Origin of the sequence: Streptomyces sp. NPDC059895 (assembly GCF_042731035.1) — a bacterium.
In the GTDB taxonomy this organism is placed as follows: Bacteria; Actinomycetota; Actinomycetes; order Streptomycetales; family Streptomycetaceae; genus Streptomyces.
The window spans coordinates 228,920-249,688 of the sequence record NZ_JBHWKO010000008.1 but is presented as its reverse complement, the minus strand read 5'-3'; the positions used below and the strand labels follow the sequence as shown (position 1 = coordinate 249,688).

18 protein-coding genes and 2 pseudogenes are annotated in these 20,769 nt (G+C 73.0%); 8 read left to right on the top strand and 12 right to left on the bottom strand.

Translation table 11 applies throughout. The features are described from left to right. Nucleotides 1–206: 206 nt before the first annotated feature. Together ACFV9M_RS12900 and ACFV9M_RS12895 are read left to right on the top strand one after the other, a co-directional pair. The gene (locus ACFV9M_RS12900) at nt 207–995 is read left to right on the top strand and encodes a DUF2293 domain-containing protein (protein ID WP_385064399.1); all 789 of its coding nucleotides are present in this window, start codon (nt 207–209) and stop codon (nt 993–995) included. Nucleotides 996–1,207: 212 nt separating this feature from the next. Next, entirely contained in the window at nt 1,208–2,695 is a 1,488-nt protein-coding gene (locus ACFV9M_RS12895) for a glutamate synthase subunit beta (RefSeq protein WP_385064397.1), read from the top strand. A 209-nt stretch (nt 2,696–2,904) separates the two neighbouring features. Here the strand turns inward: ACFV9M_RS12895 and ACFV9M_RS12890 are convergent, their stop codons facing one another. Continuing rightward, nucleotides 2,905–3,516 carry a carboxymuconolactone decarboxylase family protein gene (locus tag ACFV9M_RS12890; protein WP_385064394.1) on the bottom strand — a complete coding sequence of 204 codons (612 nt, stop codon included), beginning with the start codon at nt 3,514–3,516 and terminating at the stop codon, nt 2,905–2,907. 47 nt (nt 3,517–3,563) lie between these two features. Here ACFV9M_RS12890 and ACFV9M_RS12885 point away from each other — a divergent pair, with 47 nt between their 5' ends. Further along, nucleotides 3,564–5,162: a PLP-dependent aminotransferase family protein gene (locus ACFV9M_RS12885; RefSeq protein ID WP_385064391.1), complete on the top strand. Its 1,599-nt coding sequence runs from the start codon at nt 3,564–3,566 to the stop codon at nt 5,160–5,162. Nucleotides 5,163–5,388: 226 nt separating this feature from the next. Here ACFV9M_RS12885 and ACFV9M_RS12880 read toward each other — a convergent pair whose 3' ends face one another. The 3 genes from ACFV9M_RS12880 to ACFV9M_RS12870 all read right to left on the bottom strand — a co-directional run bounded on the left by ACFV9M_RS12880 (nt 5,389) and on the right by ACFV9M_RS12870 (nt 7,548). After that, nucleotides 5,389–6,204, bottom strand: coding sequence for an SAM-dependent methyltransferase (locus tag ACFV9M_RS12880; RefSeq protein WP_385064388.1), 816 nt, complete (start codon nt 6,202–6,204; stop codon nt 5,389–5,391). 228 nt (nt 6,205–6,432) lie between these two features. Continuing rightward, entirely contained in the window at nt 6,433–6,687 is a 255-nt protein-coding gene (locus ACFV9M_RS12875) for a DUF397 domain-containing protein (RefSeq protein WP_057580268.1), read from the bottom strand. After that, nucleotides 6,688–7,548 carry a helix-turn-helix transcriptional regulator gene (locus ACFV9M_RS12870; protein ID WP_385064385.1) on the bottom strand — a complete coding sequence of 287 codons (861 nt, stop codon included), beginning with the start codon at nt 7,546–7,548 and terminating at the stop codon, nt 6,688–6,690. 258 nt (nt 7,549–7,806) lie between these two features. Here ACFV9M_RS12870 and ACFV9M_RS12865 point away from each other — a divergent pair. The 3 genes and pseudogenes from ACFV9M_RS12865 to ACFV9M_RS12855 all read left to right on the top strand — a co-directional run. Further along, nucleotides 7,807–8,319: pseudogene (locus tag ACFV9M_RS12865) on the top strand (ATP-binding protein); the annotation flags it as partial. Nucleotides 8,320–9,191: 872 nt separating this feature from the next. Next, nucleotides 9,192–9,629 carry a hypothetical protein gene (locus tag ACFV9M_RS12860; RefSeq protein ID WP_385064381.1) on the top strand — a complete coding sequence of 146 codons (438 nt, stop codon included), beginning with the start codon at nt 9,192–9,194 and terminating at the stop codon, nt 9,627–9,629. 309 nt (nt 9,630–9,938) lie between these two features. After that, nucleotides 9,939–11,939 carry an ABC transporter ATP-binding protein gene (locus tag ACFV9M_RS12855; protein WP_385064494.1) on the top strand — a complete coding sequence of 667 codons (2,001 nt, stop codon included), beginning with the start codon at nt 9,939–9,941 and terminating at the stop codon, nt 11,937–11,939. A 4-nt stretch (nt 11,940–11,943) separates the two neighbouring features. On the opposite strand, the gene ACFV9M_RS12850 is transcribed toward ACFV9M_RS12855, so the two are convergent. The 4 genes and pseudogenes from ACFV9M_RS12850 to ACFV9M_RS12835 all read right to left on the bottom strand — a co-directional run bounded on the left by ACFV9M_RS12850 (nt 11,944) and on the right by ACFV9M_RS12835 (nt 15,776). Continuing rightward, nucleotides 11,944–12,117, bottom strand: a complete 174-nt coding sequence (locus tag ACFV9M_RS12850) for a hypothetical protein (protein ID WP_385102414.1) — start codon at nt 12,115–12,117, stop codon at nt 11,944–11,946. A gap of 158 nt (nt 12,118–12,275) precedes the next feature. Beyond that, a pseudogene (locus ACFV9M_RS12845) lies at nt 12,276–12,551 on the bottom strand (DUF899 family protein); the annotation flags it as partial. Between the two features lie 40 nt (nt 12,552–12,591). Next, nucleotides 12,592–14,544 (bottom strand): FUSC family protein, encoded by a 1,953-nt coding sequence (locus ACFV9M_RS12840; protein ID WP_385064375.1) that lies wholly within the window; start codon nt 14,542–14,544, stop codon nt 12,592–12,594. A 449-nt stretch (nt 14,545–14,993) separates the two neighbouring features. Then, nucleotides 14,994–15,776, bottom strand: coding sequence for a nucleotidyltransferase family protein (locus ACFV9M_RS12835; protein WP_385064372.1), 783 nt, complete (start codon nt 15,774–15,776; stop codon nt 14,994–14,996). A 317-nt stretch (nt 15,777–16,093) separates the two neighbouring features. On the opposite strand from ACFV9M_RS12835, the gene ACFV9M_RS12830 reads away from it, so the two are divergent. After that, the gene (locus ACFV9M_RS12830; protein WP_385064369.1) at nt 16,094–17,572 is read left to right on the top strand and encodes a LamG domain-containing protein; all 1,479 of its coding nucleotides are present in this window, start codon (nt 16,094–16,096) and stop codon (nt 17,570–17,572) included. 31 nt (nt 17,573–17,603) lie between these two features. Here the strand turns inward: ACFV9M_RS12830 and ACFV9M_RS12825 are convergent, their stop codons facing one another. Next, nucleotides 17,604–18,299: a uracil-DNA glycosylase gene (locus ACFV9M_RS12825; RefSeq protein WP_385064366.1), complete on the bottom strand. Its 696-nt coding sequence runs from the start codon at nt 18,297–18,299 to the stop codon at nt 17,604–17,606. Nucleotides 18,300–18,358: 59 nt separating this feature from the next. Further along, nucleotides 18,359–19,042: a class I SAM-dependent methyltransferase gene (locus ACFV9M_RS12820; RefSeq protein ID WP_385064363.1), complete on the bottom strand. Its 684-nt coding sequence runs from the start codon at nt 19,040–19,042 to the stop codon at nt 18,359–18,361. 149 nt (nt 19,043–19,191) lie between these two features. Between ACFV9M_RS12820 and ACFV9M_RS12815 the strand changes: the two genes are divergently transcribed. Next, nucleotides 19,192–19,458: a DUF6343 family protein gene (locus ACFV9M_RS12815; RefSeq protein WP_385064360.1), complete on the top strand. Its 267-nt coding sequence runs from the start codon at nt 19,192–19,194 to the stop codon at nt 19,456–19,458. A gap of 198 nt (nt 19,459–19,656) precedes the next feature. Here the strand turns inward: ACFV9M_RS12815 and ACFV9M_RS12810 are convergent, their stop codons facing one another. Continuing rightward, nucleotides 19,657–20,037, bottom strand: a complete 381-nt coding sequence (locus ACFV9M_RS12810) for a tetratricopeptide repeat protein (RefSeq protein ID WP_385064357.1) — start codon at nt 20,035–20,037, stop codon at nt 19,657–19,659. A 50-nt stretch (nt 20,038–20,087) separates the two neighbouring features. Beyond that, nucleotides 20,088–20,717 carry a dephospho-CoA kinase gene (coaE, locus tag ACFV9M_RS12805; RefSeq protein ID WP_385064354.1) on the bottom strand — a complete coding sequence of 210 codons (630 nt, stop codon included), beginning with the start codon at nt 20,715–20,717 and terminating at the stop codon, nt 20,088–20,090. Nucleotides 20,718–20,769: the final 52 nt, after the last annotated feature.

The window sequence follows — 20,769 nt, the reverse complement described above, 5'->3', positions numbered from 1 at the left end:
GAGACAGGCGGGTGCCGGGAGGTCTGAGACAGGCGGGTGCCGGGAGGTCTGAGACAGGCGGGTGCCGGGAGGTCTGAGACAGGCGGGTGCCGGGAGGTCTGAGACAGGCGGGTGCCGGGAGAAGTACGACAGGCAGGTGCGGGATCGGACCGCCGGTGGGAGGGTGACCACGTGGTGCGGGGCTCAGCAGGGGGCATGACATCTTCATGCCGGCCCTCGCAACTCCCCCGCATCGTCACGGGCTTCTCGTCGTCCAGCCGCTGCGGCGCAGGCACTGCGCCGAATGCCGCCGCGGGCCGCTGCCGATGCTCGTCCTGGAGGACGGCGCGCCACGCTGCCTCGGCTGTGCCGATCTCGGGCACCTGGTGTTCCTCCCGCGCGGCGACACGGCACTGACCCGACGGTCACGTGAGGAGAGCACGCTGTCGGCTGTCGTGGTCCGGTTCAACCGGCGCAAGGGGCGCTATGAGCGGCAGGGCGTCCTCGTCGAGGAAGCGGGCCTGGCCCGGGCCGAGGCGCGGTGTCTGGCGGACGCCGAGGCGAGGCGGCGGCGCCGGGCACGGGATGCGCGGCGGCGGGCGGCGCAGGACGCGCGGTTCGCGGACGCGTTCGCCGCGGAGATCCGGCGGCTGTTTCCCGGCTGCCCGGCGGACCGGGCCGAAGCGATCGCCGCACACGCGTCGGCGCGGGGCAGCGGGCGGGTGGGGCGCAGCGCCGCCGGGCGGGCGTTGTCCGAGGGGGCGGTCGTCTCCGCGGTCGTGGCGTCCGTGCGGCACCTGGACACGCCGTACGACCGGTTGCTGATGAGCGGGGTGCCACGGCGTGAGGCGCGGCTGCGGATCACGGCTGGGGTGGAGGCGGTGCTGCGGGGGTGGGAGGGGGAGGGGGAGGGGGGAGGGCCCCCTCCAAGGCATGAGGTGCAGACCGCGCCCTCCAGCCATGACATGGGCTGCGGCGATGGCGACATAACCGGTCATGACGTCCTGTTGTCGTGATGTGCCCCGCGTGACGGACGTTGCCGGGTGGTTTCCGGCCGGATCTTGGGGCGCCGGTGGTCTGTCGCGCCGTTTGGGCGGTCGGGCCGGTCGCAGCCTGCGGGAGAGCGTCGTCGGAACTCTGCGTGCGTGGCCGGCCGGACGTATCGTGGCCGAAAGAGTGCCGCCCGATGAAGCACGGCTCGCCACTCGCGTACGCAAGGAACACGGCCATGGCCGATCCCAAGGGATTCATGAGGACGCCTCGCCGGGACTGGCCCCGGCGACCGGTCGAGGAGCGGGTCCGTGACTGGGACGAGGTGTACGTTCCCGGAGCGCTGCTCCCCATCGTCAGCAAGCAGGCGGACCGCTGCATGGACTGCGGTGTCCCGTTCTGCCACTACGCCTGTCCGCTCGGCAATCTCATCCCCGAGTGGAACGACCTGGTGTCACGGGAGGACTGGCGGGCGGCGAGCGACCGGCTGCACGCGACGAACAACTTCCCCGAGTTCACCGGCCGGCTGTGTCCCGCGCCCTGCGAGGCCGGGTGCGTGCTCGCCATCAACCAGCCGGCGGTCACCATCAAGAACGTCGAGGCCGCCATCGCGGACCGGGCCTGGGAGGAAGGTTTCAGCCCGCCGCGGCCGCCGGAGCGGCTGTCCGGGTGGACGGTCGCGGTGATCGGCTCGGGTCCCACCGGTCTGGCGGCGGCGCAGCAGCTGACCCGGGCCGGTCACACGGTCGCCGTGTACGAGAAGGACGACCGGATCGGCGGGCTGATGCGGTACGGCATCCCCGCGTTCAAGATGGAGAAGCACCATCTGGACCGGCGTATCGAGCAGATGCGTGCCGAGGGGACGAAGTTCCGGACGTCGACGCAGGTGGGGCGGGACGTCATGGCCGCCGATCTGCGGGCGCGCTACGACGCCGTGGTGATCGCCACCGGGGCGACCGCGTGGCGGGAACTGCATGTGCCCGGGCGGGAGTTGACCGGGATCCATCAGGCGATGGAGTATCTGCCGCTGGCCAATCGTGTGTGCGAGGGGGATCTGGAGGCGTCGCCTATGTCCGCGTCCGGTAAGCACGTCGTGATCGTGGGCGGGGGCGACACCGGGGCGGACTGTCTGGGGACGGCCGTGCGGGAGGGTGCCGCGTCCGTGACCCAGCTGGACATCTACGCCCAGCCGGGCGCGGAGCGCGACGAGGACACGGAGCCCTGGCCGACGTACCCGAAGATCTACCGGCTGTCCGCCGCGCACGAGGAGGCACGCGACCTGGAGACGGCGCCGGCGGCCGACGCGGACGCGCGGTTGTTCGCGGCGTCCACGCTGCGTTTCACGGGCGACGAGAGCGGTCACGTCCACTCGCTGCACCTCGTCGAGGTGGACGCCGCGCGGCGTCCGGTGGAGGGCACCGGGCGGGCCCTCCCCACCGACCTCGTGCTGCTCGCTCTCGGCTTCTCGGGGCCGGACCGTGAGGACGGGCTCGTCGAGCAGTTGGGGCTGGCGCTGGAACCGCGCGGCACGATCTCGCGGGACGTGGACTTCGCGACGAACGTGCCCGGCGTGTTCGCCGCGGGGGACGCGGCGCGCGGGCAGTCGCTGATCGTGTGGGCGATCGCGGAGGGGCGGGCGGTCGCGGCGGCCGTCGACCGCCATCTGACGGGAAGTTCCCGGTTGCCGTCGCCGATCGGGCCGTACGACCGGCCCATGACGGCGTAGGGGCGCCGGCGCGAGGGAGGAAGGTGACCTCTTCCGGGGCTTGCCTCTGAGGCTCCTTCCGTGGCTCGCTTCCGGGGCTCGCTTCTGAGGCTTGCTTCTGGGGCGTGTTCTTGGAGCCCGCTGCCGGGATTTGTCCGAGGCCTCCGCCGGGGCCGAGCGGCCTGCGTCGGACCGCCGTCGCCCGGGAGCACCGTCCCCCCGGGCCGTTTTCAGCGGCGCTCGTCCGTCCCCGCCACCTTGCCCGTCGCCAGGGCCACCCGGTTCCAGGTGTTGATCGTGCAGATCAGGGCGATCACCTGGGCGAGTTCGCCGTCGTCGAAGTGGGCCGCGGCCTCGGCGTAGACGTCGTCGGGGACGCCACCGTCGGCCACGAGGGTGACCGCCTCCGTCAGGGCGAGGGCGGCCTGTTCCCTCGCGGTGTAGAAGTGACGGGCCTCCCGCCAGACGGCGACCAGGTGCAGGCGGTCCTCGCTCTCGCCGGCCTTGCGGGCGTCGTTGGTGTGCATGTGGAGGCAGTACGCGCAGTGGTTCAGGTGGGAGGCGCGGATCTGGATCAGTTCGACGAGCGCCGGGTCGATGCCTTCGCGGGCGGCGGCGTCGAATCCGACGAGTGCGCGGAACGCCTTGCGGGCGGACCGGGCGAGGTCCAGCCGCGTCCGGGCGGACTCGGCGGCCGCGATCGCGGTGGCGGGGTTCTCGGGGATGTGGACGGTGCCGGCGGTCCCGGTCGCGTCGAGGGCGCCGGTCGCGTCAGGGGTGGTGTCGTGAGTGGTGTCGTGAGTGGTGTCGGTGATCGTCGTGCTCATCGTGTGCGTCGTCATGTTTCTCACCCTAGGGGCGGGAAAGACCGCTTGTAGGGTGCATTTCCATGGTGGAATCGTGGGTCAATTCGGCGGAGCGGATCGGCGCGGACCTGCTTCTGGAGCTGTCCGGGCCCGGCGGGCGCCGGGCCACGCTGATCAGGGCGTTGCGGGAGGCCGTGCGCGGCGGGCGGCTCGCTCCGGGCACCCGGCTGCCGCCGTACCGTTCGCTCGCCGCCGACCTCGGGGTCGCGCGCAACACGGTGGCCGACGCGTACGCGGAGTTGGTGGCCGAGGGCTGGCTGACGGCTCGCCAGGGTTCCGGTACGCGGGTCGCCGACCGGGCGGAGCCGCTGCGGCAGGCCGCACGCGTGACCGGGGGCGTGGCCGATCGCGAGGCCGAGCATGTCGCCGGTCAGGCGCGTCCCGGCGTGCGTGAACCGCTGCACGACCTGCGGCAGGGCACTCCGGACGCGTCGTCCTTCCCCCGCGCGGCCTGGCTGACGTCCTACCGGCGGGCGCTGCAGCAGGCGCCCAGCGAGGTGTTCGGGCCCGGCGACCCGGCCGGGCGCCGCGAGCTGCGGGAGGCCCTCGCCGAGTACCTCGCCCGCGCGCGTGGTGTGCGCACCGATCCCGAGCGCATCGTGGTCTGCTCCGGTTTCGCGCACGCGCTGCGCCTGCTGTTCGGGCGGAGCGGGAGCACGGGCGGGGGCGCGCGTGGGGGCGGGGTGCTGCGGGGGTCGCTCGCCGTGGAGGCGTACGGGCTCGGCTTCCACCGGGAGCTGTTGGCGGCGGCGGGCGTACGGACGGTGCCGGTTCCCCTGGACGAGGCGGGGGCGCGTGTCGATCTGCTGGGGCGTGAGCGGGGCGTGCTGCTCACGCCGGCGCACCAGTTCCCGACCGGCGGTCCGTTGCACGCGTCGCGTCGGGCCGCCGTGATCGACTGGGCACGCGCGCGTGGCGCTGTCGTGGTGGAGGACGACTACGACGGTGAGTTCCGCTACGACCGCAAGCCCGTCGGCGCCGTCCAGGGGCTCGACCCCGAGCGGGTGATCCACGTCGGTTCGGTCAGCAAGAGTCTGTCGCCCGCCCTGCGACTGGGCTGGATGGTGCTGCCGCAGCGGTACGTCGACGGCGTCCTCGCGGCCAAGGGCGAGCGGGAGGCCTGGGCGAGCGTCCTGGACCAGCTGAGCCTGGCCGACTTCATCGTCTCCGGGGCGTACGACCGCCATGTGCGGCGTATGCGGCAGCGCTACCGCCGACGGCGCGACCGGCTGGTCGAGGCGCTCGCCGCGCACGCGCCGCACGTCGAGGTGACCGGCGTGGCGGCCGGATTGCACGCGGTGCTGCGGCTGCCGCCGGGCACCGAGCGCTCCACGGTCGAGGCGGCCGCCCGGCGGGGCGTCGCCCTGGACGGTCTCGCCGCCTTCCGCCACCCGCAGACGGCCATGGAGGTCGGTGACGGACTCGTGGTCGGCTACGCGACGCCGTCGGAGCACGCGTACACAGCGGCGCTGGACGCCCTGTGCGGGGTGCTGGCACCGGGCGGACGGCCGAGCCCCGGCACCGGAACCGCCGCCAACCCCAACAGCACCACCACCCCCGCCGGTCCCGCCACCAACCCCAGCAGCGCCATCAATCCCGCCACCGGCACCACCACCGAGTGAGCCCCCTTCACCCACTCCTCGTCGGCGACGACAACGGCAACGACGGCGGCCCGGCGCGCCCATGCGCGCGGACCGCCGTCGATCGCCCGGACAGACCGGATCACCCGGATCGGTCAGATCAACCGGATCAGCCGGATCGTCCCGATCACCATGGTCACCCGGACCACCCGGACCACCCGTATCACCGGATCACCGGATCACCCGCATCACCCGCATCACCCGGTTCTCAGACCTTCCGCCCGACCGCCCCGTACCCCGGGATCACCCCGTCCTCCTGCCCCGGTACCGGCTCGCCCAGTTCGGGGTGCCAGTCGGGGACGACCGTGACGCCGGGTTCGACCAGGTCGAGGTCGTCGAAGAAGTGGCTGAACTCCTCGCGTGAGCGCAGGGCGAGGGTGACTCCGGCCGCCTTCAGCTTCGCCGTGGCCGCCGCCGACTCCTCCGGGGTGAAGTCGGCGGTGGCGTGGGTCATCATCAGGTAACTGCCGGAGGGGAGTTCGGTGAGCAGCCGGTTCACCAGCTCGTGTGCGCCGTCCTCGTCGGAGATGAAGTGCAGGAGGGCGACCATGGAGAGGGCGACCGGCTGGTCGAAGTCCAGGATCTTCCTGGCGCCTTCGATGATGGTGGCCGGGTCGCGGACGTCCGCCTGGAGGTACTCCGTGACGCCCTCGGACGTGCTGCGCAGCAGGGCGGCCGCGTGGGCCAGCACGATCGGGTCGTTGTCGCAGTAGACCACGCGTGCGTCGGGCGCCGCCTGCTGGGCGACCTGGTGGAGGTTGGGCTCGGTCGGGATGCCCGTGCCGATGTCCAGGAACTGCCGGACGCCGTTCTTGGCGAGCCAGCGGGTGGCCCGGTGCATGAAGGCGCGGTTGACCCTCGCCATGACCGGGACGCGGGGGTCGAGGGCCAGCATCTGCCGGCCCATCGCCTCGTCCACGGGGTAGTTGTCCTTGCCGCCCAGGTACCAGTCGTACATACGGGCGGGATGGGGCTTGCTGGTGTCGATCTCGATGGCGGTGGTGGTGGGATCCTGCCCGGTCATGAGGCACTCCGTAAGACGCAAGAGGTAGTCAAGAACATAGTCAATTCAGTACCAGTACAAGGAAGTTCAGGTGCAGGGTGGTTCTTGTCCGGGAACGGGTTCAAGGAACGGGTTCAAGGAACGGGTTCAAGGAACGGGTTCTGCAACGGTAATCGGGGATGGCCGAGGGGATGAGAGGGGGACGGCCGAGAGGATCACTCAGGGGACGGCTCAGGAAAGGACAACACGTCAGGACAGCAGGAAGTCCGCCTCCCCCGCCTTCGCGCCCTCGATGAAGGCCGTCATCTCGTCGGTGGTGTAGATCAGCGCCGGGCCGTCCGGGTCGGTGGATTGACGGACGGCGATCCGGCCGTCGGCGAGCTTCATCGCCTCCAGGCAGTTCCCGCCGTTGCCGCCGCTCCACGGCTTGTGCCAGCCCTCGCTGCCCAAGTCCCGCGCGGGCATCCCGTTGTAGACCCGTTTGCGCGGCTTGATGCGGTCCATTTACAGCTCCTTGCGGAGATCCCGCAGGATCTCCTTCGTGCGATGTGCCGTAGCGGCCTGCGCCGCCATGCGGTCCATGACCTCGAGGTGGGTCGCCACCTCGGTGCGCGCGTCGAGGTAGACGGCGCCGGTCAGGTACTCGCTGTAGACCATGTCCGGAAGTTCCGGCATGGCGAATCGGAACAGCACGAAGGGCCCGTACGTGCCGGGATGCGGCCCCGAGGAGAACAGGGCGATCTGCAGCGTCACGTGGGGCAACTTCGTGGCCTCGAGCAGTTTGTCGATCTGCGCGCGCATCACCTCCGGGCCGCCGATCGTGCGGCGCAGCACCGTTTCGTCCATCACGACCCAGATGCGGGGCGCGTCCTGACGGGTAAGCAGTTGCTGACGTTGCATGCGCAGAGCGACGAGGCGCTCGATGTCCTCCGGCCGGGTCTGGCCGATGGCGCCGGACTTCAGGACGCCGCGTGCGTACTCCTCGGTCTGCAGCAGACCGGGGACGAAGTGGGGCTCGTACTGGCGGATCAGGGCGGCCGCGCCCTCGAGGCTGACGTGCATCGAGAACCAGCCGGGCAGGACGTCGTGGAAACGCTGCCACCAGCCGGGCTTGTTGGCCTCTTCGGCGAGCAGGACGAAGCCCTCGGCCTCCTCGTCGGTCACCCCGTACGCCTTGAGCAGCAGTTGGAGGTACGGGATCTTGAGGGAGACCTCGGCCATCTCCATGCGGCGGACCGTGGCGGGCGCGACACGCAGGATGCGGGCGGCCTCCTCCCGCTTGAGCCCGGCGCGTTCCCGCAGGTCCAACAGGCGCCGACCGAGGACGACCTGTCCCACTGTCGGCGCGGACCGCGGTTCGCTCACGCCCCACCTCCACGATGAGCCCCACCGGGCGGCCCGTCGGGGACGGCCGGCCGGTCACGAAAAGAATCCTGACAGCCCTGCGGCGCCATTCGAAGACCGAATCGAAGATCTGTACGAGTTAGGTACGGGTCTCCGGTGATCCCAACTGGCGCCGCTCAACATGCTGTTGCGAGCAGTGTGCCACGGCGCTCCACCGCGTCACACAGCACTCTGCATTTTTCAGAGTGACACTTGCCAAGTGTCCACGGCGGGGCGATAGTGGCAAGCGTGATTCCGTCCGCGCCCTTAGGAACAGACGCCGCCGCAGGCCGCCCGCCGGGTCTCGGTGCCGCCGCGGGAGCAGGCCCTGAACAGGCCGTTCCCGAGCGCCGGTTCCGATTCGAACTGGCCGCTCACCCGGGCTCTCCCGCACAGGCCAGACGCCTGACACGGGCCCGGCTGACCGGCTGGTCGGTGTGCGAGGACACATGCGACACGGCTGATCTGGTCATATCCGAGCTGGTCACGAACGCCATCGTGCACACCGCGAGCGGCACCGTGGTCTGCGAGCTGCACGACACCGGTGACCTCGTACGCATAGCCGTGCGGGACGAGGGCTGCGCACCGGGCGAGCCACATCCCTCGCCGCAGCGCCCCGAGGAGGAGCACGGTCGGGGTCTGTTCCTCGTCGACGCGCTGTGTCAGGCGTGGGGTGCCCAGGAGCACGGCCCCGGGCTGCTGGTCTGGGCCGACCTGACCCGCGGCGGCGAAGCCTCCCGCGTGCCCGCCGAGCCGCGCGACGACACCGCCGTGCCCGAGCCGCGCGACGACACCGCCGTGCCCGTGCCGCGCGACGCCGGGTCCACGCCCCACGGGCTCATGCCGTTGCCCCACGGCACCGGACCCACCCCCCACGGGCTCATACCCCTGCCGCACGGTCCCGCATCCGTAAGCCACGAGGCCGGGGCCATACCCCGCGGTGGCCTCACCGCCCCCCGGAACGACCTGGGCTGGGGATCCCGGCCGAAACCGGTGCCCGGAGACGGTTCGGGTGACGATGACGACCGCACCGAGCACGCCGCCGACCACCTCGAGCACGCCCATCAAGCCCATGAAACCCAGCAAGCCCAGCGCGCCGAACAGGATCACCGGGGCGCCGGTGCGGAGGAACGGAAACCCGCCCCCGCATGGCGCGCACACCACTCCCCCGTGACGGGTGGTGGTGGCCCCCTCCGACGCGTGGGCCCGCAGCGGCACCGCGGCCCGGAGACGGCGTCCGGCCCGGAGACGGCGTCCGGCCCGGAGACGGCGTCCGGCCCGGAGACGGCGTACGGCCCAGCAACGGCGTGTGGCCCAGAGACGTACGGCCCCTCGATCGGCCCCACCATCGCCCCCGCGATCGGCCGCGTGAGCGCCTCCCCACGATGGACCGACCCCGCTGCCCTCGCTCCCCGCACCACCGGCGAGACAGCGCCCCGGCCACTCCCGCATACGGGCCCAAGCCTTCTCCCGCACCCGAGTCCACTCCCGGATCCGCACCCGAGCCTTCTCCCGCACCCGAGCCCGAGCCAGCTCCCGCACTCGGTAACGGGAACCGGAGGACGGGACTTGGACCGGGACCTGGACCTGGATCTGGACCTGGACCTGGACTGGGACGACCCCGCGTGAGCGCCGTGCCCGGCCGGGCTCCGGTCCTCAGCCTCGACACCCTCGTGCGCCTCCGGCGCGGCCCCGGCCACACCACGGCACCCCGCCGACTCGCCGTGCCCGACGACATGACGGCCCCGCTGGGCTGCGACGCCGTCGCCGTCCCGGCCGGCCTCGGCCCTCAGGTCATGCCGCGCCTGCCCCGCGTGGGTTGCGTCTACGCCGACGACACGCACTGGTGGTGGCTCGTTCCGTCCGACTCCGACTACGCCCTGGAGTGGCCCGCCCCCGCGCACTACGCCACGGGCGCGCTCGTCCCGGACTCCCCGCACGCCCCCGAGCTGATCCACCGGCCGGACGGCACCCTCCCGTACACGCCGCCGATTCCCCTCTACCTGACCCTGTGCCGCCTCACGGGCACGGCGCCGACCTGGTCGAAGCCCGTCAGCGCATAGCACGCCCCACCCGTCAGACCACCTCGCGCGCCCGCACGTCCGCCCGCCCGCCCGCACGCCCGCACAACCGCCCGCCCGCGAGGCATCCGCCCGGCGCCCCGTCCCTCCCCCACCCCGGCGCACGCCCGCGCGTAGCCCCTGCTCCCTCCTGCGCCCTGCCCTCCCACGGCGCCTGCCGCGATAGTGGCCACTTGTCGGCGATCGGGGGAGGTCCTCACGGTGCGGAAGGTGCCGAAGCAGCAGCGTCCTGACGAGCGCGAGGTGTCGGAGTCGGAGCGGCTGCTCTTCGGGGGCCCGCTCCGCTACGACATGGGCTGGAACCAGCACCGGGACGCGTTCCTGGAACTGAGTTTCCGCGCCATGCTGACCCGGCTGCCGTCCCTGCTCGCCGTCAGTCTGCGCCTGGCCCGCCAGGCCGACCCGCGGGCGACGCGGATCGTGCTGGCCGCCGAGATGATCCGTGGCGCGGCGCAGGCGGTGAGCCTGCTCGCGGTGAACACCGTGCTGGCCCGGCTGATCCAGAGCGGCCCGATCGAGGACCGGCTGCGCGGCGCCGCGCCCGCGCTGGCCGCCATGGCCGTGGTCCTCTTCGTGGGGGCCGTGCTGCGGGCCGCGTCCACGTATGCCACCGGGCGTCTGGAGCCCAAGGTGGAGCGGGTGGCGACCGAGCTGTACCTGGAGCGGGCCGCGTCGGTGGAGCTGGCGGCGATCGAGGACCACGCCTTCCACAAACTGCTGGACACCGCGCAGTACGGCGCCCAGTCCGCCCGCCGGATGATCATGTACGGCACGCGCGTGGTGAACGCGGTGATCTCGCTGGCCGCGGCGGCCGGCGTGCTGACCGTGCTGCACCCGCTCCTGCTGCCGCTGCTGGTGACGATGACGCTGCCCAGTGCGTGGAGCGCCCTGACGAACGCCCGGCGCCGGTACGAGTCCTTCCACACGTGGGTCCAGCACGCGCGCGCGGGTCATCTCATCGCGAGCCTGCTGACCGAACCGGAGGCGGCACCGGAGATCCGGGTGCACGGCGTCGGCCCCTTCCTGCTGCGCCACTTCCGCTCGATGTCGGAGACCGCGGAGGCGGAGCAGGCGCGGCTGGCACGGCTCGCCGCCCGCACCGGCCTGTTCGCGGCGGCCTGGACGGGGCTGGCGACGGTGGCGACGTACGCCACGCTCGGCGGGCTGCTGATCACCGGGACGATGGCGCTGGCGGTGGCGGGCACGGCCGTGATCGCGATTCGCAGCGGCTCGACGAGCCTGAACACGCTCGTCCTGGAGGTCAACCAGCTCCACGAGGAGGCCCTGTTCGTGGGCGACCTGCAACGCCTCTACGTCGAGGCCGCCGAGCGGGCGATCCCGGAGGGTGGCAGCGCGCTGCCGGCGGACCCTCGGCAGATCCGCTTCGAGAACGTCACCTTCGGCTACCCGGGTGAGTCCGCCCGCCCCGCCCTCGACGACGTCTCGCTCACCCTCCCCCTCGGCCGGATCATCGCGCTCGTCGGCGAGAACGGCTCCGGCAAGACCACCCTGGTCAAGCTGCTGGCGGGGCTCTACACGCCGGACCGGGGGCGGATCCTGTGGGACGACGTCGACGCGGCGGACGCCGACCGGCGCCAACTGGCCGAGCGCATCGCGATGGTGGCGCAGGACTTCAAACGGTGGCCGTTCACGGCCAAGGTCAACGTCGCCGTCGGCCGCTCGTCCGTGCCGCTGACCGAGGAGCGGCTGGCCGCTGCGATCGGCGAGGCGGGTGCCGAGGAGGTGGTCGCGGACCTGCCGCGCGGCCTGGACACCCTGCTGGCCCGCCACTTCAGCGGCGGGCACGAGCTGTCGGGCGGGCAGTGGCAGCGGCTGGGCATCGCGCGTGCGGCGTACCGGCGCGGACGCATCCTCATCGTGGACGAGCCGACGGCGGCCCTGGACGCCCGGGCCGAGCTGGAGGTCTTCGAGAAGATCCGCGCGCTGGCCGACGGCGGCCAGACGGTCGTACTGATCACGCACCGGCTGGCGTCGGTCCGTCACGCCGACCTGGTGCACGTGCTGGACCAGGGGCGGCTGGTGGAGTCCGGCACCCCGGACGAGCTGCTGGCCGGGGGCGGGGTCTACGCGGAGCTGTACGCGCTCCAGGCGGAGCAGTTCGCCCCGCAGTCTCCCCGACAGACGCCTCCGCCAGCACCCCCGCAGGCACCTCAGCAAGCACCCCACCAGCAGGCATCAGCGCAAGCGCCCCAGCAGGCGCCAGCGCAAGCCCCCCAGCAGGCGCCTCCGCAAGCACCTCCGCAGGTACCCGCCTCCTCGAAGGCGAGCTGAACCGTCAGTCGGCGGCCTCGCCGCCCCGGACGATCACCAGGAACGTGTCCGTCGCGAGGTCCATGACCACCTCGGCGGCCAGCCCCTCCATACGTCGCGCGTGCGCGAACTCCTCCGCCGGCCACGACCCGCGCGGCCCGCCTGCGGGAAAGCGTTCGAGCACCGTTCGCCCGCTCACCATCTCGCACCTCCAGAAAGCGTCGTACTTGTAGGGAGTTAACGCTCTCCGGCCCCGGAACGCCTCGCCCGGTGACGGTACTGAGACGTAGCCGACACGGATTCAGTGCGGAGTGTGAGGATCCGATCACCTTGTGAAAGTATCGGCGACGCTTCGCATCAGAACTCGTACTCGCCGTGATGACGGACGGGCTCATGTCCCGCAGGCGCCCCGAAGCGCGACGCGCGCCCCTCCGGTTTCTCCCACGCCTCCCGCCGTCCGAGGGCCGTCAGGTGCAGCAGGCTGGGGGTGGAGCCGAGGCCGTCCAGTCCGCGGTCGTCCGCCGAGTAGGTGTGGAAGACGCGGTCGCCGTCCCGCAGGAAGCAGCTGACGCCGGGCCGCTCGACGAGCTCGCCGTCCCGCTCCAGGGTCACCTCGAAGTCGCGGTTGAAGTCGATGCACCGGCCGTGGCCGCGTCCGGGCCTCGCGCTCACCTCACCGTACGGAGCCGTGGTCGGCGGCGTGGGCCAGGGCGTGCGCGCCGGGCGTGCGCCGTACGGCCGGGTCCTGCCGTGCGGCGGCCCGGTCGGGGATCCGCGCCGGGAGGTCCACCAGGTCCCGGTGGGCGGCGAGTTCCGCGAGGAGTTCGGTGAGGCGTTCGCTGTGCCGGCGGCCGAGCCGGCCCGTGTCGTCGAGGTGGACGGCGCCGGCGGTGGTCGTGTCGACGAGGCGTTCGAGGAGGGCCGCGACCTCGTCCGTGCCCTCGGTGTGCCGGGCGAGGGAGGGCAGTTCGGCGGCGGCGAGGGTGATCGAGGCGCGGGCCTCGGCGAGGGTGCGGTAGGCCTCGCGGCGCAGGGTCCAGCGGGCGGCGCGGTCGTCCGATCCGTCGAGGACGTGGACGAGGTAGGCGTGCGCGGCGGACGCGGCGGCGGCGAGCCGGGCGCGCACCCGCCCGCCGCGTTCTCCCGGCATCGGCAGGTGCCCGACGATCAGCACGATCGCGCAGGCCAGCAGGGTCTCCCCGATCCGGCTGACGGAGGCCTGCGGCTCCCCGCCGACCATCACCAGGGCCAGGACGAGGACGGTGACGACGGCGGTCTGGGCGGCGAAGTGCCGGGTGGCGACGGGGATGAGCGCCCCGCACACGGCGACCAGGACCACCAGGCCCTCCGGCCGGGGCAGCAGGGTGGCGAGGCCGGCGAAGACGAGCGCGCCGAGCACGGTCCCCGCGGCCCGGCACAGCACCCGGGACACCAGCGGCCCGAGGTCGGGCTTGACCAGGAAGACGGCGGTGGCGGGCAGCCAGTACCAGTGCGTGTGCTGCCCGTACCAGTGGGAGTGGTACAGGGCCTGCGCGATGGCCGCGCTCGCCCCGAAGCAGAGGCCGACCCGCATCCCGTACTCGCGTCCGCCGGCCCCGAGGGCCGTGCGCACCAGGTCGCCGGCGTTCCGCCGCCGGGTGTGCAGATCGCCCCCGCGGCCGCGGTCGAAGGCGTCGGCGGCGTGCAGCAGGGCGTCGTCGAGGGCACGCAGCGCGGGCGCCGACCGCGAGGGCGCCGGCAGCGGCCCGGGGTGCGCGCTCTCCCGTACGGCGGCGGCGAGGCGCCGGGGCCCTTCGGACGCCCGCCCGGAGACGGGCTTCCCGGCCCAGGCGAGGGCGGTCGCGGCCTCGGCGAGGGGCAGTGCGGCGGCGTACTGAGCATGCAGTCGGCGTTCGGCCGCGGAGCCGGCGTACCGGCGCAGGCGGGGGCCGGCGAGGGCGTCCTGGGCGTGGTCGAGGGCGGCGGTGAGGGCCGCGCGCCGGGCGGTGGCCTGTTCGGTGCCGACGGCGTCGAGCAGACGGGCGACGGCTTCGTAGACGTCGGCGACGGCGGTCCGTTCCCCGTCGAAGCGGAAGTCGCCGTGGAGGGCGCCGGGCGTGGGCAGGGCGAGCCGCAGCGCGAGCAGCCAGCCGGCCCCGGTGAGGAAGGCGAGGGCGCGTGCCCAGCCGCTCTCGGGGAGCGGCATCCCGGCCCCGATGGCCGCGGCGACGAGCAGCTGGGTGCCGGCGCCCGAGGCGACGGGCCCGATGGCGCTCATGCCGCCGGCGAGGAGCCCGAGCCCGGTCAGCGCGAGCGTCAGCGCCACGGCGTCCAGGTGGTCCCCGGCGCAGGTGCCGGCGAGCAGTCCGGCCGCTCCCGCGAGCGCGGGCGCGCCGAGCCGCCTGACGGAAGCCCGCCGGCTGCCGGGCCGGTCGTTGATCCCGGCGAGCATGGCGGCGATCGCGGCGACGACGCCCAGGGAGGCGCGGTCGACGAGGACGGAGACGAGCAGCAGCGGCCCGGCGGCCAGCGCCCCGCGCGCGACCGCACTCCACGGAACGGGCCCGCGCTGCGCCCTCAGGGCGTGGGCGAGCCAGGGCGGCAGAGCGGTGAGTGTGCGAACGGCAACGGCGGATCGCGAGGACACGGAGCTCCTGTCGGGACGAGGGCGGGGGTGTGCCTTCGGGCGACGGTGGCCGGGGCTGTGCGGATCGTGCTGTGGTGCCGGGGTGTGTCTCCACGGTACGGGCGGATCCTGGAGGAGGCGAAACGGTCGCGTTTCGGGGAGGTGACACTTCGCCGTGATTCCGGTCTCTTTGTGTACGCAATTCGCGCGGGTACCCGACGAAACCACGTGCATGCGCCCGCCCGCCCGCGGAGCCGTCGGCGAATGACCGGAAGCCGGCACCCGCGACTAGAAACGCTCCCGATCCCCCGGACGCGCCGCGTCGACCGTGCCGCCTGTGCCCTCTGTGCCGCCTGTGCCCTCTGTGCCGCCTGTACCCTCTGTGCCGCCTGTGCCCTCTATGTCGCCTGCGCCCTCTATGCCGTCCGTGTCGCCTGGGTCACCTGGGTGGGTCACCTGGGGCACCCGTGTCAGCCCGCGTCGGCCGCCTCCACCGTCCCCAACGTCTCCCCGAAGAGCGCCCGGGCCCGTTCCAGTGCTCCCACGACGCTCCCGCGGCCGACCTCCGCGACGATCTCGTCGACGCCCCTCAGCCCGGCCCGCTCCAGCAGGCGCTTCTCGTTCGTCACCCACTCCCCGCGCGCGGCCAGCACGGCGTGGCCGGTCTGCGCGGCAGCGACGGCCAGGGCACCGGCGGCCTCGGTGCGCCGGCCGTGGGGCGCGTGGTGGGCGGCCGCGTAGGCGAGGGTGGCGCACGCGGTGCCGTACCAGCGTTCGCGGGCGGTCCGGCGCAGCTTCGCGGGATAGGCGGCGGGCCTCGGGAGCTCCCCGCGCAGCACCTCGTTGATCGCCAGCTCCGCGACGACCAGGTAGCTGGGGATGCCTGCGAGATGGAACATCAACGGCTCCACCCGGAAGCGTCCCTCCTCGGCCTCCGCCCACTCGTGCTCCACCACGTCGAGGTCGCGGTAGTGGACGTCGACGCGCCGCGCGTCGACCGTCAGCCAGGCACCCCCGTTGAAGACCCCACCGCCCCACCCGCCCACTTCGGAGACCTCTCCCTCCCAGCCGACGGCCCTCAGGTCGGCGGGATCGAAAGCGCCGCGGTAGTAGACGGCCAGGTCCCAGTCGCTGCCGGGCGTGTGCGTGCCCTGGGCCCGCGAGCCGCCGAGGGCCACGGCCCGGACGGCGGGAAGGGCGGCGAGGCGGTCGGCGGTGGTGGCGAGGAAGTCGGCGTCTGAATGGGTGGGCATGGGCGCAGCGTACGGATCGGGGCCGGGCGCCTCCAGCCGCTCGTCGACCAGCGGCCGCGGGCCGGGACCCCGGCCGCTGAGGAACGCCCGGGGAAGCGGACCCCTCGCCCCGCCGGATCGCCATCACCCTTGGTCACAGAGTGAGCAGGCATTTCCGGTCACGGACGAGCACGATGCAGGCCAGGTGCGGAGCCGGGGGCGAACGGCGCGGGTCGAGCGGGTCGCTTCCACGGCCGGCCGTCCGCCTAGACTCTGGCGACCCTTCGGACACATGTCCGAAAAGATATGCCGGAACATGCGGGACGGGGAGGAACGACATGGTCAGCAGACGTGGGCTGTTGAGCGGTGCGGCACTCGTGGGGGCGGGCGCGATGAGCGGTGTGCTGGGAGGTGCGGGACCCGCCGCGGCCGACGCGCCACTGAACACCCCGTTCACCCCCGTCGGCACCCCGCACCTCGCGGAGGCCGAGCGGATGGTGCAGTACCAGCGGCTGCTCGCGGCCGGCCAGCTGACCGACGGCCTGGCCGGGCACTGGCCGCTGGACGGATCGGGCGCCGACCGTTCCGGGCACGGCCTGGCCGTCACCCTCGGCTCCGGCGCGACCTGGACGGCCCTGCGCGCGGGCGGCGAACTCGGCTTCGACGGCACGTCCGCCGCGTACGCCGCCACGTCCTCCGTCCTGGACACCACGGCGCCCTTCACCGTCTCGGCCTGGGTACGCCTCTCGGACGACACCGCCGGCCCCGCCGACCTGGCGAACATGTACACCGCGGTCAGCCAGGACGGCACCGTCTGCAGCCGCTTCCTGCTCCAGTACGACGACACGGCCGGCGCCTGGGCGTTCAAGGTCCGCGGCGAGGACCAGAGCGTCAAGATCTCCGCCCTCGGCACCAGCGCGCCCGTCCTGGGCCGCTGGACCCATCTGACCGGCGTGTGGGACGGCGCCCGCGTCCACCTCTACGTCGACGGCGTGCTGGAGGGCAGCGCCGACGCGGCCCTGTCCTGGGCGGCGGCCCAGGGCTTCAACATCGGCCGGGCCCGCTGGGACGGCGCGTACGTGAACCGCTTCAAGGGCGCCATCGACGACGTCCGCGCCTACGGCCGCGCCCTGAGCGCCGACGAGGTCTCCCTGATCAGCGGCCGCACGGCCCGCCTCAACAACGTCTACCTGGTCGGCTCCTCCTCGTCCGTCACCTGGGGCACACCCGACGACCTGTCGAGCTGGACCGCGCTGGCACGCTGCTCCTCCTTCCTGACCTTGGTGCTCAAGCACACCTACGGGTGGGCGACCGACGCCTACTTCACCCAGTACTTCCAGGACCGCATCCCCGAGGCCGCCGACTACCGCCGGGCCTTCACCGACGGCACGGCCGGCCCGCGCTTCCAGCGGATCCTCGAGGTCACCGACCTCCGTCCGGGCGACCTGATCGCGGTCGACTACGACGGGCAGGTCGAGGACAGCACCGGCCACATCGTCATGGTCCGCGAGGTCAAGGGCGTCTTCAGCGGCGTCGCCGACTTCACCGGCGAGACCCAGTACGCCGTCGAGGTGGTCGACTGCACGTCCGAACCGCACGGCGTCTACGCGCTGACCAACTACCCGAAGTATCCCGACACCCGCATGGTCAGCCTCGTCGCGAAGGAGAACTTCGAGGGCGTCGGCATCGGCCACATGATGTTCTACGCCTCCGACACCACCGGCGAGTTCTCCCGGTACCGGTGGAGCGTCAACACCGCCAAGGCGAGCGCCCACCCGGTGACGGACCGGCCGATCGCGGCGGCCCGCGTCCTGTGAGCCCCGGACGGGCGGCGGCAGCGGCGGGTGCTCACGGCAGTCCCGCCGCTGCCGCCGCCGTCCGCAGGACGTCCCGCAGCATCTCGGGGGTGAGCCGCCCGGTGAACGTGTTGCGCTGACTGACGTGGAAGCAGCCGAAAAGATCGAGGCCGTCGAGCGGCACACGCACCCCGTGCCCGAAGGCGGGCCGCGGCCGGGGAACGGACCAGCCGGCCCCGGCGAGCGCGGGCAGCGCCGCCTGCCAGCCGAAGGCGCCCAGGACGACGACCGCGCGCAGCGTCGGCCGCAGCAGCCGCAGCTCCTGCACCAGCCAGGGACGGCAGGTGTCCCGCTCCTCGGGGGTGGGTCTGTTGGCGGGCGGTGCGCAGTGGACGGGCGCGGTGACCCGTACGCCGTGCAGGGCGAGACCGTCGTCGGCGGACACCGAGGTGGGCTGCGAGGCGAGCCCCACGTCGTACAGCGCCCGGTACAGGACGTCCCCGGAGCGGTCGCCGGTGAACATACGGCCGGTGCGGTTGCCGCCGTGCGCGGCCGGGGCGAGCCCCACGACGAGCAGACGTGCGTCGGACGGCCCGAAGCCGGGCACCGGCCGCCCCCAGTACGTCCAGTCGGCGAACGCGGCCCGCTTCGTCCGGGCCACCTCCTCGCGCCAGGCCACCAGCCGGGGGCAGGCCCCGCACCCCGCCACCCGCCGGTCGAGGGCGGCGAGGGCATGAGCGGCGTCCATGCCTCCACGGTAGAGCCCCGTCGCTGTGCCCACGCAGTCCCGGATCCCGCCGATCCCGCCTACTCCCCCCCGGGCACCGCCCTCACCCAGACCCCGTCCTCCGTCAGGTACCGGTCCACTCTCAGGCCCGCCTCGGCCAGCGCCTCCTCGAACTGTTCCGGGGTGAGGGGCCGGGAGCGGAACGTCTGGGTCCACACCGCGTCCGGGAACACGTACTCGGCGCGCACCTTGTTGACACCGTCGCCGACCGGATCGGCCGACAGGATCCGGACCGTGTAGCCGGCCGGGTCGACCCGTTCGCGGGGCAGGTCGGTGTGGTAGTCCTCGCCCTCCCGCTGGATCAGCACGTGCCCGCCGGGCGCGACGTGGCGCGCGCAGGCGCGCAGCATCCCTCGCCGGACCTCGCTGTCCCCGCTGTGCACCAGGAAGGACGCGAGCATCACGACGTCGAAGGTCTCGCCCAGGTCGAGGTGCTCGATGGGGCTGCGCAGGGTGCGTGCCCCGCGGACGCGCTCCAGCATCTCGGCGGACTCGTCCACCGCCGTGACGGTGAACCCACGCTCCACCAGCGCGTGGGTGACGCGGCCGACGCCGCTGCCCAGTTCCAGGATGTGCGCGCCCGCGGGGACCGCCGCGGCGATGATGTCCGGCTCGTCGCCCACCCGCAGACGGCTGTAGAGCTCGACCGCGCATCCGTCGGGGGTGATGGCCCCGGGACCTGTTCCCTCGTATCCCTCTCGCATGTCACGCCTCATGCCCGTCCAACGGACCGTCCCCGCCGGGCCGTTCCCCCCACCTACCGGTTCACCCGTTCGAGCGATAGGACGTCCGTTCGTCCCCTGTGGAGGACGTCCGGGCCGAGGAGTACGTTTCCAGCAGGAGTGATGATCCGATGCGTACAGGCAGTGAGCCGACGACAGCGCGCAGCGCGCTGCGGATGCGTCTGTGGCTGAGCGTGTGGGGGCTGCTCTGGACGGGCTTCGGCACCGTCGCGTTCGCGCTGGTGGGGCGGGTGGGGTGGGCCGTCGCCTGCGGTGTGCTGTGGCTGGTGGTCTCCGTCGATCTGGCGATGATCCTCAGACACCTGCGGCAGGGGCCGCACTACCAGCCGGGCCGGAACGTACCGCCGTACCGGCCGCCGGAGCACCCGCGTACCTGAGCAGGTCGCCCGTACCCCAGCAGGTCGCCCGTACCCGAGCAGATCGCCCGTACCCAAGTAGATCGTCCGTACCCGAGCAGGTCCGTACCCCAGCGCCCACGCCCTGAGCCGCCCGTCCGGCGCGGCAGCCCGCCGTCCGCCGGGCAGCCGACCCCTCCGGCACGACGACGGCCCCTCAGGAGGCGAAGTCTGCCACCCTCAGGAGTCGAAGCGTGCCGCCTTCAGGTACTGCGGGTTCGGGTCCAGTGCGGCCGCCAGCCGGAAGTGGCGCTTGGCCTGGTCGCCGCGGCCCTGCCGCTCATAGGTGCGGGCGAGCGCGAAGTGCGCGAACGCGTTGTCCGGCTCCCGCTCCAGGACGATCGTGAACTCGAGTTCGGCGGGACGCAGCTGTGCGGCGGCGAAGAAGGCACGCGCGCGCAGCAGGCGGGCGGCGGTGTTCTCGGGATGGGCGGCGATGACACCGTCGAGCAGCTTCACCGCGCCCCGCGGGTCCCGTGCGGCGAGCAGATGCTCGGCGGCACGGAAGTCGATGACGTGCGTCTCCGGAGTACGTCCGGTCGAACCGCTGGTATCGGGCACGGAAAAATCCTTCCCTCGCTGCACGCGTTCAACGCGCGGTGCGGGCGCCGCTATTCCTCCGGTGACCCGAGGGGCTCGCGGGGCGCACGGGCCCGGTGTGCCAGGTCGGCCCACACCTCACGGACGCGTCGTTCGAGGTCCGGCAGCGGCACGTCGTTGTCGATCACGATGTCCGCGATCTCGCGGCGCTTCTCGCGTGTCGCCTGGGCGGCCATGCGCGCGCGGGCGTCGTCCTCGGTCATGCCGCGCAGCCGGACGAGCCGGTCCAGCTGGGTTGCGGGCGGGGCGTCGACGACGATCACGACGTCGTACAGGGGAGCGAGGCCGTTCTCGGTGAGGAGAGGGACGTCGTGGACGACGACGGCGTCCTCGGGGGCGGCGGCCTCGAGCTCGCGGGAGCGCGCGCCGACGAGGGGGTGGACGATCGCGTTGAGGGAGGCGAGCTTCGCGGAGTCGGCGAAGACGATGGAGCCCAGCGCGGGGCGGTCGAGGGTGCCGTCGGCGGCGAGGACCTCCTCACCGAAGGTGTCGACGATCGCCGCGAGACCGGGGGTGCCCGGTTCGACGACCTCGCGCGCGATGCGGTCCGCGTCGATCAGCACGGCGCCGCAGTCGACGAGCAGCCGCGACACCTCGCTCTTGCCGGCGCCGATCCCGCCGGTCAGGCCAACCTTCAGCATGACGGGAAGCTTAGGGCCTGCCGCCGGCGGCGCGTCCGGCAGGCCCCGGGGC

Coding starts and splice junctions, on each gene's coding strand:
- ACFV9M_RS12900 (WP_385064399.1), top strand. CDS start 207: ATGCCGGCCCTCGCAACTCCCCCGCATCGTCACGGGCTTCTCGTCGTC.
- ACFV9M_RS12895 (WP_385064397.1), top strand. CDS start 1,208: ATGGCCGATCCCAAGGGATTCATGAGGACGCCTCGCCGGGACTGGCCC.
- ACFV9M_RS12890 (WP_385064394.1), bottom strand. CDS start 3,516: ATGACGACGCACACGATGAGCACGACGATCACCGACACCACTCACGAC.
- ACFV9M_RS12885 (WP_385064391.1), top strand. CDS start 3,564: ATGGTGGAATCGTGGGTCAATTCGGCGGAGCGGATCGGCGCGGACCTG.
- ACFV9M_RS12880 (WP_385064388.1), bottom strand. CDS start 6,204: ATGACCGGGCAGGATCCCACCACCACCGCCATCGAGATCGACACCAGC.
- ACFV9M_RS12875 (WP_057580268.1), bottom strand. CDS start 6,687: ATGGACCGCATCAAGCCGCGCAAACGGGTCTACAACGGGATGCCCGCG.
- ACFV9M_RS12855 (WP_385064494.1), top strand. CDS start 9,939: ATGGGCTGGAACCAGCACCGGGACGCGTTCCTGGAACTGAGTTTCCGC.
- ACFV9M_RS12835 (WP_385064372.1), bottom strand. CDS start 15,776: ATGCCCACCCATTCAGACGCCGACTTCCTCGCCACCACCGCCGACCGC.
- ACFV9M_RS12830 (WP_385064369.1), top strand. CDS start 16,094: ATGGTCAGCAGACGTGGGCTGTTGAGCGGTGCGGCACTCGTGGGGGCG.
- ACFV9M_RS12825 (WP_385064366.1), bottom strand. CDS start 18,299: ATGGACGCCGCTCATGCCCTCGCCGCCCTCGACCGGCGGGTGGCGGGG.
- ACFV9M_RS12820 (WP_385064363.1), bottom strand. CDS start 19,042: ATGCGAGAGGGATACGAGGGAACAGGTCCCGGGGCCATCACCCCCGAC.
- ACFV9M_RS12815 (WP_385064360.1), top strand. CDS start 19,192: ATGCGTACAGGCAGTGAGCCGACGACAGCGCGCAGCGCGCTGCGGATG.
- coaE (WP_385064354.1), bottom strand. CDS start 20,717: ATGCTGAAGGTTGGCCTGACCGGCGGGATCGGCGCCGGCAAGAGCGAG.